Below are 14649 nucleotides of genomic sequence, written 5' to 3'. Positions count from 1 at the left end.
ATAGATACCTGTTACTCTGCCCAATATACGTTGGTGTTGCTCAAAACGGCCGAAATCGGGGCCTCCTCCGGGGGCATGGTCATAGACCGCTCAAGCGCTTCGCGTTTTTCTCGCCCATAGATCACCAGATGCTTTGACAAGGCCCCGTTCAATACGGTTGCTGTCAAAGAAACCCTGGCCTCGGGTTGAGTCTGGGGGCGCGCCATGGTCAAAACCCGTGCATCTGATGCCAGACTTGCTTCTAGCCCATCCATTCCCGGAAACAGGGACGCGGTGTGCATATCTGTCCCCATCCCCAGAACCAGAACCGACAATGGCAAGTGAGGAGCCAAAGTTGCTTCGGTTTCCGACAGATGGTCCTCAACCGATTGTTCACCGTCAAACAGCGATAGAAAATTCGCGGTAGATGCGCGATCTACCAAAAGACGTTCCTTGATCAGCCTGGCATTCGAGCGATCGTCACTTTCCGCCACACAACGTTCGTCAGTTGGCAGAACGTGAACTCGGTGCCACTCTAGGTTGGATGCACATAGCGCATCAAAAACCGGCCCCGGCGTGGTTCCGCCAGGAACTGCAAAAGAAACGGTTTCATGATGCAGCAAAGCAGTTTCCAAAGCCCCTGCCAGAATATTGGCGACGTCTATCGCCAGCATATCTCGATCGGCATATTCCACTAGTCTCATGGGTCGATTCCCTGCCAATGGCGACCGTCACGTTTGATCAGCAGTTCAGCGTCGCCGGGTCCTGTACTGCCGCTTTCGTAAGGCTTGGGCACATCGCCGCGTGCCTCCCATCCAGCGATCACCGGATCGGTCCAGGCCCAAGCGGCCTCGACCTCGTCCCCGCGCATGAACAGGGTCTGATTGCCACGCACGACATCCATGATCAGCCGTTCATAGGCATCAGGCGGATCTTGTCCCTCAGGTCCAAGCGCCTCGGCAAAGGACATGTCCAGTGGCACGTCGACCAGCCGCATGCCACCCTGCCCCGGTTCCTTGATCGTCACCTTGAGCGTGATACCCTCGTTCGGCTGCAATCGGATCGACAGGACGTTGGCATGGCGCCCGGCGTCCGCTCCAAATATCGAATGCGGCGCGTCCTTGAACATGACGTTGATCACAGATGACCGCGCCTTAAGCCGTTTGCCAGTACGCAGGTAGAACGGCGTGCCTGCCCACCGCCAATTGCTGATGCGGGTCCGCAAAGCAATATAGCTTTCGGTGGTACTGCGAGGATTTCCCACGGCCTCGCGGTAACTTGGATGCTCTTCGGCTTCTCCGTCACGCGCCAAATACTGCCCACGCACGATATGATGAGGTTCAACCGCATCAAGAGCACGGATGACTTTTAATTTTTCGTCCCGCACCGCATCCGGATCAAACTTGGCTGGCGGTTCCATCGCGATCAGGCACAGAAGCTGCATCAAGTGGTTTTGCATCATGTCCCGCATGGCACCAGCGCGATCATAATACTCGCCTCTGCCCCCGACGCCGACACTCTCAGCAACCGTAATCTGGATATGATCAACGTATTGGCTATTCCAAAGTGGCTCGAACAACATATTGCCGAACCGGACCGCCATCAGATTCTGTACCGTCTCTTTGCCCAGATAGTGATCGATGCGATAGATCTGGCCTTCGTGAAAATGATCCGCCAAAGTCGCATTCAATGCCTTGGCGCTGTCCAGATCATGACCGAAGGGTTTCTCAACCACGATCCGGGTATGGTCATTGACCATCCCATGCGCCTTTGTACGCTGCGCCAAGGAACCGAACAGACGCGGCCCGACTGAAAAGTAATAGGCCCGCACCCGATCTCCGGTGATTTTGGCAGACAACTCTTGCCAGCCAACGTCTCCCAAGGCATCAACCGCCACGTAATCCAGACAGGACAGGAACCCGTCCAGCGTGCCATCTTCACAGTGGCGCGGTGTCGAAAACTCCTTGATCGCTTCGGCGACAAAAGCACGATAGGCATCTGCATCCTGCGTTCGACGTGCAGCCCCTATGATCCGCGCCTCCTGCGGGATCTGCCCCGCACAATACCGGCGGAACAAAGCGGGCAGGATCTTGCGTCGCGCAAGATCGCCAGTACCGCCGAAAATGATCAGATCGAAAGGATCGACCGGGATGACACGTGAAACCATGATCCGTCCTTAATCTCTCTTACTCGCAAAGTCCAATGTTAGCGCAAACAATTCTTCAATCCCAATGCTTCACAAGTCTGTCAGACGATCATCGGCGACTTTAACTTCTTTCCCAAAATAGGCTAGATGAAACCTTGAGCAGCAAGGTGAAAGTTCATGAAAGACCTCGGATCGCAGATCGCAAATGTCGGCAAGTTTGAAGACAGTTTTGTGACAGCCAAAGGAGAAACCCGCGCCTCGGTCGCGCTGGTCCAGCCGGAAACGCTGTGGTTCAACACGGGCACGCTGTGCAACATCCAATGCGTCAATTGCTATATCGACAGCAGCCCGACCAATGACGCGCTTGTCTACATCACAGCGGACGAGGTGCGTGACTATCTTGACCAGATCGCCGAGCGCAAATGGCCCATCCGCGAGATCGGCTTTACCGGCGGCGAACCGTTCATGAACCCGCAGATGATCGACATGGCGCGGGCCTCGCTGGAACGCGGTTTCGAGGTGCTGATCCTAACGAACGCCATGCGTCCTATGATGCGCAAATCCATGCGCGAGGGATTGATGGAGTTGCAACGCGATCATGCCGACAAGCTGACACTGCGCATCTCGGTCGATCACTATCGCCCCGACCTGCATGATGAAGAACGCGGCACGGGCAGCTTTGCCAAGACACTTGAGGGTATGCAGTGGCTGCGCGACCACGGCTTCAAAATGGCCATTGCCGGACGCTCCCTTTGGGACCATGACGAGGTTCAAAGCCGCGCAGGATATGCGGCGTTTTTTGCCCAGCATGGGTTGGACATCGACGCCCAAAACCCCGGACAAACCGTCCTATTCCCGGAAATGGACGAAACGGTTGAAGTGCCCGAAATCACGACAGCTTGCTGGGGCATTCTGGGAAAAAGCCCTGAGTCCGTGATGTGCTCGAATTCTCGGATGGTCGTCAAACGCAAGGGCGCTGACAAACCGGCGGTACTGGCGTGTACTCTCCTGCCCTATTCACCTGAATTCGAACTTGGCCAAACTCTTGAACAGGCCGAATCCGACGTGCAATTGAACCACCCCCATTGCGCCAAGTTTTGTGTCTTGGGCGGGGCAAGTTGTTCAGCGTAGCCTAATTTAGTTCCGGAGATGGCCAATATTTGGTTCCGCTGGCATTGGCGTTTACCCGCCAGCCTGTCTTGTCCAGTACAAAAAATGAACGCCCCTCGAGGAAACGTACAGATTCACTGCTGCTTTCCTGCCCTTGCATGGCACCTGCTTCGGCTGTCGCGTCATATCCATTGGTGACAAAGCCATCAAAGTCAGCCTGCGTTTCGAACATGATCACGAACTTGCTGACAAAACCACCAATCCCGAATGCGGCCCCCACGCCGCCTGTTCCCATGTTCATATAGGTGCGTGCGCTATTGGAACCGGACACCGCAACCCCGCGCCCGTACCCGGCGCTTACTGGAAACACGGTCACCTTTCGGCTGTCAAACGCTGCATACCCCGCACTTTGATCAAACAGCTGACGCGCATCAGCATTTTCTGCCAGCAGTTGAGCCAAGATCTGCTCTGACATGGCATCCAGTCTGGCCCGTGTCGCTTCCGGTGTGTCTTCGTTGCTGACCAACTCGGCCGTTGAATCGACTGTTTCTCCAACAACCTTGGCGCCTTGTTCTACGGCGCTTCCGACAGATTGAGCGCCTTCTCCAACGGCTTCGGCGGCGCTCTCCGCGCCCTTTTTGACCTTGTCCCACAGTTTCTCAGCCGTCGCCGTGCCAGCCAGAAAGACCAGAACCGTTACAAGTCCAATTCGCAGCATAGCTACCCCCAACCCAAAGCGCGATTGGACTATGCCCCGATACTTTGATCAAAACAATCTTGTCCTGTCGCCGATCAATTCAACCGAAACTCTCCAACGACATTGCGCCATTCTCCCGGAGAAATCATTTTGCGGTGAGTGAAGCGCACGGAGTGCAGTGGGCCTTCGATCTCGCGTTGCCAAAACTCGACGAATTTGAACAACTTAGGATGATCTGGGGCCAGATCGTAGTCTTGCCAGACGAATGTGTTCAGGACGTGTATGTAATCAGGCATGTGATAGAAGAATTCCGCCGTCGTCAGCCCATACCCTTTGAGCATCAGTTCTGTTTCGCTCTGCTCCATTTTTGACCTCCATTTCTGGTTCGGTCTCTTCACCGTAGCACGAAAAAGGTTAATCGCTTACAAAAACAATGTGTTATGACTTTGTGAACAATTTCTGACAGGGAAATGAGCAGCTTGCTTGCACCCCATATACCCCTTCTGATAAGATGCATCCACAAGATATAGACCCTGGACAAAGATCGGGCAACATACGTGAGCGACACGCCAGAAACTCCTGAAAACATGGACGAAACCCCACCTGAGCGCCCCGTTTACGACGGGCCGACGGTATCCATCGAATCCGAGATGAAGACCTCGTACCTCGACTATGCGATGTCGGTGATCGTCTCTCGTGCCATTCCCGACCTTCGCGACGGTCTGAAACCGGTGCACCGGCGCATCCTGTACGCGATGCACGAGACCAGCAATTCCCACGACAAAGCTTATCGCAAATCGGCCCGCCCGGTTGGCGACGTCATGGGTAAATATCACCCCCACGGCGACAGCGCGATTTACGACGCCTTGGTGCGGATGGCGCAGGATTTTTCGATGTCTCTGCCCCTGCTCGATGGTCAAGGTAACTTTGGGTCGATGGACGGCGATAACCCGGCCGCGATGCGTTACACCGAAGTACGCATGGACAAGCCTGCTGCGTTTTTGCTGAACGACATCGAAAAAGATACGGTTGATTTCCAGGACAACTATGACGGCAAGGATCAGGAACCGACGGTTCTGCCTGCCCGCTTCCCCAACATGCTGGTCAATGGTGCTGGTGGTATCGCTGTTGGTATGGCGACCAACATTCCGCCCCATAACCTGGGCGAAGTGGTTGATGCGACGCTGGCGTTGATCGACGATCCGGATCTTACATCCGAACAGCTGATCGATTATGTGCCCGGGCCCGATTTTCCGACTGGCGGCGTAATGCTGGGCCGGTCCGGTGCTCGCAAAGCGTATCTTGAGGGACGCGGCAGCGTCATTGTGCGCGCCAAGACTCGCGTAGAAGAGATCCGTCGCGACCGGTATGCCATCATTGTGGACGAGATCCCATATCAGGTGAACAAGGCCTCGATGATCGAAAAGATCGCCGAAGCGGTGCGGGAAAAGCGCATCGAAGGCGTGGCCCACGTTCAAGACGAATCCGACCGCAACGGCGTGCGCGTGGTGGTCGAACTGAAACGCGACGCAACGCCCGAGGTGGTTCTGAACCAGCTTTATCGTTTCTCACCGATGCAAACCTATTTCGGTTGCAACATGCTGGCGCTGAACGGCGGTCGCCCCGAACAGCTTACACTGCGCCGGTTCCTTACCAGCTTTATCGATTTCCGCGAGGATGTCGTGGCGCGCCGGACTGCGTATCTTCTGCGCAAAGCCCGCGAACGCAGCCACATCTTGTGTGGCCTGGCTGTGGCTGTGACCAACATCGATGAAATCGTTACCACCATTCGCCAATCGGCGGATGCTGCTGAGGCGCGTGAAAAGCTGATGACCCGCCGCTGGCCCGCCCAACCGATCCTGGAATACATTGCGCTGATCGACGACCCGACCCATACCGCCAATGACGATGGCACGTACAACCTGTCGGAAACTCAGGCCCGCGCCATTCTGGAACTGCGCCTGCAGCGCCTGACCCAGATTGGGGTCAAGGAAGTTACTGACGAGTTGGAAGAGCTGGCAGGCAAGATCAAGGAATACCTTGAAATCCTGTCGTCACGCGAACGGATCATGGGCATCATTGGGGACGAACTGCGCGAAGTTCGAGACCAGTTTGCCGTGCCTCGACGGACCGAGATCGTCGACTGGTCAGGCGACATGGACGACGAAGACCTGATCGAACGCGAAGACATGGTCGTTACTGTCACCAGCGGTGGCTACATCAAGCGAACGCCGCTAGCCGATTTCCGCGCGCAAAAGCGCGGCGGCAAGGGTGTGTCCGGCATGCAGACCAAAGAGGAGGATGTGATCACCACCCTCTTTGTGGCCAATACGCATACGCAACTTCTGTTCTTCACCACGGACGGTATGGTCTACAAGCTCAAGACTTGGCGCTTGCCCCAATCGGGCCGCACGGGAAAGGGCAAGGCCATCGTGAACATCCTGCCGATCCCAACCGGCGTTTCCATCGCCGCGATCATGCCGGTAGATGTGCCCGAGGATGAGTGGGAGAACTTGCAGATCGTATTCGCCACCAGCGCAGGCGACGTGCGCCGCAATGCGCTGAGTGATTTCACCAACGTGAAGCGCAACGGCAAGATCGCCATGGACCTGCCCGAAGAGGTGGAACTGGTAAATGCGCGCATCTGTTCCGAAGATGACGACGTGATGCTGGTCACCAACTCAGGTCGCGCGATCCGCTTCCAGACCACGGATGTGCGTGTCTTCAAGGGCCGTAAGTCGACCGGGGTGCGCGGCATCAAACTCAGCGGCAATGACCGTGTTGTGTCCATGTCCGTGATTCGCCATTTCAACGCGACCTCGGACGAGCGTTCCGCCTATCTGAAAATGCGGCGCGCAGTGGCAGGCCTGACCGACGATGCCGAAGCCTCGGATGAGGAAGGTAACGCCATGGCTACGATAAGCCAGGAGCGATACGCCGAGATGTCGGCGGCGGAAAACTTGATCCTGACCATCTCCGAAGGCGGCTCGGGCAAGCTGAGTTCCAGCCACGACTACCCAGTACGTGGTCGTGGCGGCATGGGTGTTGCGGCGATGGACAAGGCCATGCGCGGCGGTGAATTGATCGCATCCTTCCCGGTTGAGATCGACGATCAGATCATGCTGGCAACGTCCAAAGGACAATCGATCCGGGTGCCGGTTGATGGCATCTCGTTCCGGTCCCGCAGTGCCGGTGGCGTCAAGGTGTTCAACACTGGCAAAGGTGAAAGCGTGGTCAGCGTGGCATGGATCGCGGATCAAGGCGACGAGGAAGAAGCGGAAGCCTAACCTGCTTGGTGATAACTTGAAACAAGCCCACGCAGTTGTACCAAAGCTGCGTGGGCTTTTTCGTTTTCACCGTTTTTGATGAATTCCCGGGTGGCCTCTATGGCCATCGGTGTCATGGCTGAGTCGAACAGCGGCCCCTTCCAACGACTACGACGACGCAGGGTAAGATAACTGACGTTTCGATCATGCGCGCCCAAGCGGTATTTGTAGGCATAGTTGCCATGTCCAAGATCTATCCAATCCAGTCCCATTTCGGCAGCGATACGCATCATTTCAACAGCCAACAAAATCCCGACATCGATACCTGCTCTGTCGTCTCGCCCCTCAACCACACTGTGCAACACACCCAGTTTGTCATCCAACAGATTTGCGGTTCCACCAACAAACCTCTCGCCGATCCAAAGCGTCGTCAGGGACAGCGAACCCAACTCCATTGCCCGGGCCAGATACTGACGGTATCGGTCCCCTAGACGGTAGCGTGTCTCGAGATTTTTTTCCCATCCCAAAATCTGGCCCAATGGGTCAGGATCAATTCAAGATGTTCGGCCTGTTCATGTGGGGCCGACTGACGAATAGTCGCGCTCATCTGCAAGGCTTGCCGTTGTGCGCGGCGGAACTTCTTTCGCATTTTCCTGTCGAGTGACGCCACATATTCGTCGGTCGAACCGACCACCGGAATGCGGGGGCAAACCAGGTTGTCTATCGTCCCTCCTGACGACATTCTCACAGGCCAATTGACCGCCACAGTGTCAAATCCTTGGGCAAAGCTATGCGCCCGTACACCCGTCGCCTCATAGCGCAACGACAGGCGCGCCCAGGGTTCGTTTTGCAACTGTCGGGCCAGCGCCGGGATCACTCGTTCATCAGAACAAACAAAACCGGTATAATCGGCAATGTTGAGCATTCCCATGGCCGCATAGCGCGTTACGAACTCCTGCCGTGTTTCACTCCAGTGCAGATCTCGACGCAGCGGCAATACTGCTGTGGTATCTTCAAAGTTACCAGACGGCGCGTAGGCGTAGATACGGCAACGCCCTACATAGTCTCGGAATAACCTTCGAAGCCAAGACCAGCTTAGATGTATTCCCGCAGTATTGTCTTGTGCATGGATCCGCTCAAAAACCGGTCGGGCCTGTTCAAACGCCTGACCTGTGTCCAGTCGGATCAACTGGGCTGTACCGTTGTCGTCTTGAGTATGGCCCATGATTGCCTGTGACTATTCCGTTTCGGTTTTTATCACAGACAATCACACAATTGAGGCGCCTTTGAGACTGCGGGTCAGACCCTACAATTCGTAAATCTGACTGAACTTCTGTTCGATGTAGCGCAACAGAGGCTCAGGGCCCGGCTCCTTGCCGCTGGCCCGCTCAATCACTTCGCGCGGGGCATAAAGACTACCATGACATTGTAGGTTATCGCGCAGCCAGCCGGTTGCACCCGAAGTGTCGCCCTTGGCCAATTGAGAGTTCAGATCAGGAACAGCGTCGAAAAGAGCATCGTAAAGACACCCAGCATAGACGTTGCCCAGAGAGTATGTGGGAAAATAGCCCAGATATCCGACGGACCAATGAACATCCTGCAGCAAACCATTTGATGGCTTGTCGACTTCATACCCGAAATCGGATTTGAAACGATCATTCCAGGCAGCTTCAATGTCAGCGACTGTCAAATCGCCGCGCATCATCGCGCGTTCCAGATCAAACCGCAGCATAATGTGCAGATTGTATTGCACCTCATCTGCCTCAGTTCGGATGTAGCCGTTCTGAACCCTGTTCACAGCGGCGTAGAATTCGTGAGCGTTGTCCAGCCCGAAATCACCAAATATCTCAGTCATCTGGCCAAACAGCCAACCAGTAAAGGCGCGACCGCGACCCAATTGGTTCTCGTAAATCCTGCTCTGGCTTTCGTGCACGCCCATCGACACGCCACGCCCTAACGGTGTCAGCTCGAAGGCCGGATCAATCCCCTGTTCATAGGCGGCATGGCCGACCTCGTGAATGGTGGAATAGAAACAGTTGAACGGGTCGGTCAGGCTGGTTCGGGTCGTGATCCGAACATCTGACCCACTTCCCGAACTAAAAGGGTGAACTGCCTTGTCCACGCGCCCCTTGCTCATGTCATAGCCAAAGGCCTTGGCAAGTTGACGAGACAATTTCATCTGTTTGGCTTCGTCAAACTCGCCTTGAACGCCTTTCGGTAACGGGCGTTCTAGAACAGCCGCCCGCAAAGCGACGAGGCGTGGACGCATCGCGTCAAAGATGGCCGCGATTTCGTCGCTTGTGGTATGGGGTTCATAATCCTCGACCAACGCATCATAGATATCGCCACCATTCGCCAAAGCCGCACCTTCTTCGCGCTTCAGGGCAACAACCTCTTCCAGCACTGGCAAGAAGGCAGCGACATCCTCGTCCGCACGGGCTTGGGCCCATTTGCCTTGCGCCTCAGATGTCACCTGAGCCAGTTTCTTGGCCAGATCAGCAGGCACCTTTTGCGCGCGTTCAAAAGCCCGCCGGATCTCACGAAGTTGCGCTGCGCCTGCTTCGTCCGGAGCTTTTGCAGCTTCAAGCCAGTCCGCCACACGCGGATCTGATTTGCGCGCATGCAACACCGCCTCAAGCGCTGCCATTTCCTGCCCGCGCTGCCCGGCAGCGCCGCGTGGCATGACGGTTTCCTGATCCCAGCCCAAACGCCCTGCGATCTGTCCCAATGCCGAAGTGTCGCGTTGGAAGGCCATCAATTGGTCAAAAGCGGTCATGCAGAATTTCCTCGAACAGATGTAGCAACAGGGTAAGCACTCAGGAACCGGGCGCGCAGGATCAGCGCCCATAAGATCACGGCCAGCAACTGGTGCACAATCGCAATGTGCCAGGGAGCCGCGTAAACAACAGTGGTGATGCCCAGAACGACTTGCAGCAACAGGGCTGCGAACACCGCGTTGAAGGCAAAACGCGTCTGCGGATGCGCGCTCTGTCGGCCCCGCAGCCAGACAACGATGCCAAAGACAAACAGCAGATAGCCCGCACAGCGATGAATGAACTGCACCAGACCGGGGCTTTCGAAAAGGTTGCGCCACCACGGGTCCAGTACCGACATGTCCGGTGGCAGCAGCTTCCCGCCAATCAGAGGCCAATCTGTAAAGGACCGGCCTGCGTCGATGCCTGCAACAAAAGCGCCGATTATGATCTGCAGAAATGCAAAGTGCATCAACCCAGTGGAGAGCGAGAACAGCTTGGCCTCTTTGGCGCGTCGTGCCTGCATCAGGTCACGCTCGTCCCGGCCCAGCATGTAGGAATACCAGGCGATAAAGCCCAGGATCACAAAAGCAAGCCCCAAGTGCACCGCCAGACGATAACTCGCGACCGAGGTCATCCCCTCGCCCTGCGTCACACCAGACGCGACCATCCACCAGCCAATCGCGCCTTGAGCACCGCCCAGAACGCCAAGCAAGAGCAACCGACCGGTCCAACCGGTGGGTATTTTTCGCGCAGCCATAAAGCCAAAGAACCCAAGCGCCCAAACCACGCCGATCAGGCGCCCCAGTTGGCGATGGCCCCACTCCCACCAATAGATCTCTTTGAAATCAGCCAGTTCCATCCATTGGTTCTGAATGCGCCACTGATCGATCTGCTTGTATTTGTCGAACTCCGACTGCCACTCGGCTTCGGACATCGGCGGCAGCGCCCCGGTCACGGGGCGCCATTCGGTGATCGACAACCCGCTGTCGGTCAGCCGCGTCAGCCCACCCACAACGATCATCGCCACCACGAGCCCAAAGAGCACCATCAACCACGCCCGGATCGCCTTGCGCGCGCCGCCGCGGCCCCGGTCAATCATGCCGGGCTGCACGGTCTGCTCGTCGCGGGCCTCGTCCGAGACCTCCTCAAAGATATTGCGCTTCTGGCTCATCGCTACCTCGGGTGTTGTCTTGTTGGGCAAGCTATGTCGGAGGCCCCTCGGCGTCCAGTTCTAGCCGCGTTCTTTCCAGCGCACCATTTGCCGCATGATCCCATGCAGCATCTGCACGTCTGCCCGGGTCAGGCGCATGCGGCTCCAGAGGTTGCGCAGATTCAGCTTCATGTTTTCGGCTTTGGCGGGTGGATAAAAGAACCCGGCCTCGTCGAGCCGCTCTTCGTAGTGATCGACCAACTTCTCGATCTCTACCCCGGTTGCCCAATCGCCCTTATTGCCCGGCACCTCGGACACATGGGTCACATCACCTGCCTGCCGCATCCACTCGTAAGCGGTCAGCAGCACGCATTGGCCGAGGTTGAGCGAAGCATACTCAGGGTTTACCGGGACCGAGATGATGGCGTTGGCCTTGGCGATATCGTCGTTTTCCAGCCCCGCGCGTTCGGGACCAAAAAGTACCGCGACCTGTTCACCAGCCGCAACCATTTCAGCCGCCATCTTCATTGCGTGTTCGGGACTGTAGACCGGCTTCGTCAGGTCACGTGGCCGCGCGGTGGTGGCGAATACAAACGTCCGGTCCGACAAGGCACCTGACAGATCCTCGAAAATCTGCGCCTCGTCCAGCAACCGCCCTGCTCCGCTCGACATGGCAACCGCCTTGGGGTTTGGCCAGCCATCTCGCGGACCAACAATGCGCATCCGGTCTAGACCGAAGTTCCACATCGCCCGCGCCGCGGCACCGATGTTTTCACCCATCTGGGGCCGAACCAACACGAATGAGGGCTGAGCGGTCTCGCTTGGCATGGTCTCACCTTTCGAAAAATCTCGCCTGCTCTACTGCCGCGCGCGCCGCAGGGCAAGAGAAGGCGCTGTTTTCGCCTACATGAACAGGCAATAAAGTTTCCTTCCCCCACACAATCCGCTAAACCGCGCCAAACACGGATAAGGACCAACGCCCATGGACACGCCCGAGCTGCCGCAGATTTACCTTTCCACCCCGTCCAGTTTGGACTTGGAGAGCTATCCCGACACGCTCGCTCGTGTTCTGGACGGCGCCGAAATCGCCTGCTTGCGCCTGTCGCTGGCCAGCACCGATGAGGATCACGTGGCTCGCGCAGCCGATGCGGTACGCGAAGTGGCCCATGCCCGCGACATCGCTCTGGTCATCGCCGATCACGTGCTGATGGCGCAGCGGTTAGGGTTGGACGGCGTACATCTGACAGATGCGGCCAAATCGGTCCGTGTCGCCCGCAAGGAGTTGGGCGCAGATGCCATCGTCGGCAGCTTCTGTGGCACCTCGCGCCATGACGGGTTGAATGCAGGTGAGGCCGGTGTGGACTACGTCAGTTTTGGCCCTGTGGGCAACACAGCCTTGGGGGACGGAACCGTTGCCGAGACCGAGTTGTTTCAATGGTGGTCCGACGTCGTCGAGGTTCCAATTGTCGCTGAAGGCGGTCTGACGCCCGAGTTGATCCGTACCCTGACGCCATGCACCGACTTCTTTGGCATCGGGGATGAGATCTGGAATGCCGAGGATCCATTGGCCGCTCTCAACACTCTGATGGCGGCAATGAGTTAGACCACCCGCTCGACGAACCAATATGCCCCGATCAAGGCAATGACGATCGAGGCCGGGATCGCAATCCGGCCTCGGTACCAATACTTGTTTCGGAACCACAGACCAACGGTCAGGAACGCGGCAGCAATGACCGCCAGCTGGCCCAGTTCGACACCAATGTTGAACCCCAAAAGCGCGGCAAAGAACTGATCCTGAGGCAGGCCGAACTCTCCCAACACGCTGGCAAAGCCCAGCCCGTGCAACAGACCGAAGCCAAAGACCACTAACGGTCGCCAGGGATTCAGTGCGCGTGTAAAGACGTTTTCGACTGCGACAAAGACGATGGACAGCGCAATCAGCGGCTCGACAATGGCAGGGCTGATGGTGATCACATCCAGCGTCCCAAGCGCGAGGGTGACGGTATGCGCCAGCGTAAAGGCCGTAATCTGCCACAAAAGTGGTCTCAGACGCGCGCTGAGAAAAAAGAGCCCCAGCACAAATAGGATATGATCGGTACCGCGCGGCAGAATGTGATCAAACCCCACTGGGATATAGGCCACAAACGCCTCCCACCCGCTGCGCGCGGCACCGCCCGCCAAAGAAATCGGTGGGCTGGTTTCGCCACCTTGCAGGTAACCGGTATAGGGTTGTTCAACCCCCTGTTGGCGCAAGACGAGCGCGCCCGCACCTTCCGGCCATGTCAAGGTCACTGCACGAGCGCCTTGGGGCAAGTCTCCAACCAACAAAAGCTCCGAAGCCCTTGGCAGTTCAGGATTACCGACTACCGGAATGCTGATCCCTTCATATTTCCAGTCAATCGGTTCACCGGCCCGGGCCCAGATAGTCGCGGCCCAAACCGGTGCAAATTCTCGCACCATGCGCTCCAGCGACACCGAATCCATTTTGCGCAGTTCATCGTAACGATCCGACAGGTCAGAGGCATCTGTGTCGGCCATCCCGTCTAAATCGATTCCAGCGACAAACGCCTCGACGTTCAGGCGCAGTTCCAGCCTCAGCTGGCCGTCCTGAACACTCAGATCGCCAATGGTGGGTGTCACTTCATGTGCGGCAGCAGCTGTAGCCAGCAACCAAAGGGTTGACAGCGCAGCCCAGAACCGCAGCTTGTGGATCAGCCCAACATAGGTTTTTCGCATGTTGCCCCGTCTGCTCTTGGTCATTGCCCTTTGCCTGCCCCTGCCAAGGCTGGCCCTTGCACACGAGTTTTGGATCGAACCGGAAAAATATCAAGTTGAAACCGGAGCGCCGCTGGTTGCCAATCTTCTGATCGGTCAGGGTTTTGAGGGCAGCCCGCAGATGTTCTTTGACACCCGCATCGAAAGGTTTGAGCTGCATCTGGGCGGACAAGTCGCGCCCTATGCGGGCCGAATGGGTGACGTTCCGGCACTGGAAACAACGCTCAGCGATCCGGGATTGTTGATCATCGTGCATCAGACACAACCATCGACTCTAAAGTACCACGAATGGCCCAAGTTTCAGGCCTTCGTGGATGAAAAGGGGTTTGGCGACGTCGCTTCGCGCCATCAAGCACGCGGTCTTGCCAAAGATGGATTCCGTGAAAGCTACACACGACATGCCAAGGCACTGATCAACGTGGGGGCCGGTTCCGGTTCCGACTACGAAACCGGGATGGAGATCGAGTTCGTGGCGGGCGCAAACCCCTATGTGGATGACCTAACCCAAGGGCTGCCGGTTCAACTTCTCTATCAGGGTCAGCCATTGCCCGAGACACAGATCACCATCTTCGACCGTACGCCAACGGGGGATGTGCGCATCGAAACCCTGCACACAGATGGTGTGGGCAAGGCCATGATCCCCACCCGTCCGGGCCACACTTATTTACTGGACGCCGTGGTTCTGCGCCCCGCACCCAAGGACAGCGAGGCGGTCTGGGACACCCGATGGGCGGCACTCACTTTCTTTGTGCCGGACCGCTGACGCCCTA

General features: G+C 57.0%; 14 protein-coding genes. 4 read left to right on the top strand and 10 right to left on the bottom strand.

All coding sequences use genetic code 11. The annotated features are described in order from the left end of the window. Positions 1–11: 11 nt before the first annotated feature. Entirely contained in the window at positions 12–683 is a 672-nt protein-coding gene (pgl, locus tag ACZ1HE_RS11220; protein WP_472620822.1) for a 6-phosphogluconolactonase, read from the bottom strand. Then, complete coding sequence (gene zwf, locus ACZ1HE_RS11215; RefSeq protein ID WP_472620821.1) at positions 680–2146, bottom strand: glucose-6-phosphate dehydrogenase; 1467 nt, start codon at positions 2144–2146, stop codon at positions 680–682. Before zwf ends, pgl begins: the two co-directional genes overlap by 4 nt. Before the next feature lie 156 nt (positions 2147–2302). Here zwf and ACZ1HE_RS11210 point away from each other — a divergent pair, with 156 nt between their 5' ends. Further along, positions 2303–3256 carry a radical SAM protein gene (locus ACZ1HE_RS11210; RefSeq protein ID WP_472620820.1) on the top strand — a complete coding sequence of 318 codons (954 nt, stop codon included), beginning with the start codon at positions 2303–2305 and terminating at the stop codon, positions 3254–3256. Between the two features lies 1 nt (position 3257). On the opposite strand, the gene ACZ1HE_RS11205 is transcribed toward ACZ1HE_RS11210, so the two are convergent. Together ACZ1HE_RS11205 and ACZ1HE_RS11200 are read right to left on the bottom strand one after the other, a co-directional pair. After that, a complete protein-coding gene (locus ACZ1HE_RS11205; protein WP_472620819.1) occupies positions 3258–3953 on the bottom strand; it encodes a lipid-binding SYLF domain-containing protein in 696 nt (231 codons plus the stop codon). 74 nt (positions 3954–4027) lie between these two features. Further along, positions 4028–4297: an usg protein gene (locus ACZ1HE_RS11200; RefSeq protein ID WP_108789578.1), complete on the bottom strand. Its 270-nt coding sequence runs from the start codon at positions 4295–4297 to the stop codon at positions 4028–4030. 222 nt (positions 4298–4519) lie between these two features. On the opposite strand from ACZ1HE_RS11200, the gene gyrA reads away from it, so the two are divergent. Next, positions 4520–7219, top strand: coding sequence for a DNA gyrase subunit A (gyrA, locus tag ACZ1HE_RS11195; RefSeq protein ID WP_472624447.1), 2700 nt, complete (start codon positions 4520–4522; stop codon positions 7217–7219). Here gyrA and ACZ1HE_RS11190 read toward each other — a convergent pair. From ACZ1HE_RS11190 to ACZ1HE_RS11170, 5 genes are all read right to left on the bottom strand, one after another. Then, positions 7216–7725, bottom strand: a complete 510-nt coding sequence (locus ACZ1HE_RS11190) for a GNAT family N-acetyltransferase (RefSeq protein ID WP_472620818.1) — start codon at positions 7723–7725, stop codon at positions 7216–7218. The two genes, gyrA and ACZ1HE_RS11190, sit on opposite strands and share 4 nt — an antisense overlap. Then, on the bottom strand, positions 7686–8423 hold the full coding sequence (locus tag ACZ1HE_RS11185) for a GNAT family N-acetyltransferase (protein WP_472620817.1): 738 nt from the start codon (positions 8421–8423) through the stop codon (positions 7686–7688). The genes ACZ1HE_RS11190 and ACZ1HE_RS11185 overlap by 40 nt, the downstream gene beginning before the upstream one ends. Before the next feature lie 81 nt (positions 8424–8504). Next, positions 8505–9974, bottom strand: coding sequence for a carboxypeptidase M32 (locus ACZ1HE_RS11180; protein WP_472620816.1), 1470 nt, complete (start codon positions 9972–9974; stop codon positions 8505–8507). Next, positions 9971–11125, bottom strand: coding sequence for a heme A synthase (gene ctaA, locus ACZ1HE_RS11175; protein ID WP_472620815.1), 1155 nt, complete (start codon positions 11123–11125; stop codon positions 9971–9973). Before ctaA ends, ACZ1HE_RS11180 begins: the two co-directional genes overlap by 4 nt. 60 nt (positions 11126–11185) lie before the next feature. Then, positions 11186–11932 carry an RNA methyltransferase gene (locus tag ACZ1HE_RS11170; protein ID WP_472620814.1) on the bottom strand — a complete coding sequence of 249 codons (747 nt, stop codon included), beginning with the start codon at positions 11930–11932 and terminating at the stop codon, positions 11186–11188. Between the two features lie 154 nt (positions 11933–12086). On the opposite strand from ACZ1HE_RS11170, the gene ACZ1HE_RS11165 reads away from it, so the two are divergent. Continuing rightward, the gene (locus ACZ1HE_RS11165; protein ID WP_472620813.1) at positions 12087–12707 is read left to right on the top strand and encodes a thiamine phosphate synthase; all 621 of its coding nucleotides are present in this window, start codon (positions 12087–12089) and stop codon (positions 12705–12707) included. Here ACZ1HE_RS11165 and ACZ1HE_RS11160 read toward each other — a convergent pair. Then, positions 12704–13840 (bottom strand): HupE/UreJ family protein, encoded by a 1137-nt coding sequence (locus tag ACZ1HE_RS11160; protein ID WP_472620812.1) that lies wholly within the window; start codon positions 13838–13840, stop codon positions 12704–12706. The two genes, ACZ1HE_RS11165 and ACZ1HE_RS11160, sit on opposite strands and share 4 nt — an antisense overlap. Between ACZ1HE_RS11160 and ACZ1HE_RS11155 the strand changes: the two genes are divergently transcribed. Continuing rightward, positions 13839–14642 (top strand): DUF4198 domain-containing protein, encoded by an 804-nt coding sequence (locus ACZ1HE_RS11155; protein ID WP_472620811.1) that lies wholly within the window; start codon positions 13839–13841, stop codon positions 14640–14642. The genes ACZ1HE_RS11160 and ACZ1HE_RS11155 overlap by 2 nt on opposite strands. Positions 14643–14649 lie beyond the last annotated feature (7 nt).

The sequence above is a fragment of the Falsiruegeria sp. JB4-1 genome, from assembly GCF_055693495.1.
The sequence above is the reverse complement of the archived record's forward strand: the minus strand, read 5'-3'. Positions and strand labels throughout refer to the sequence as shown.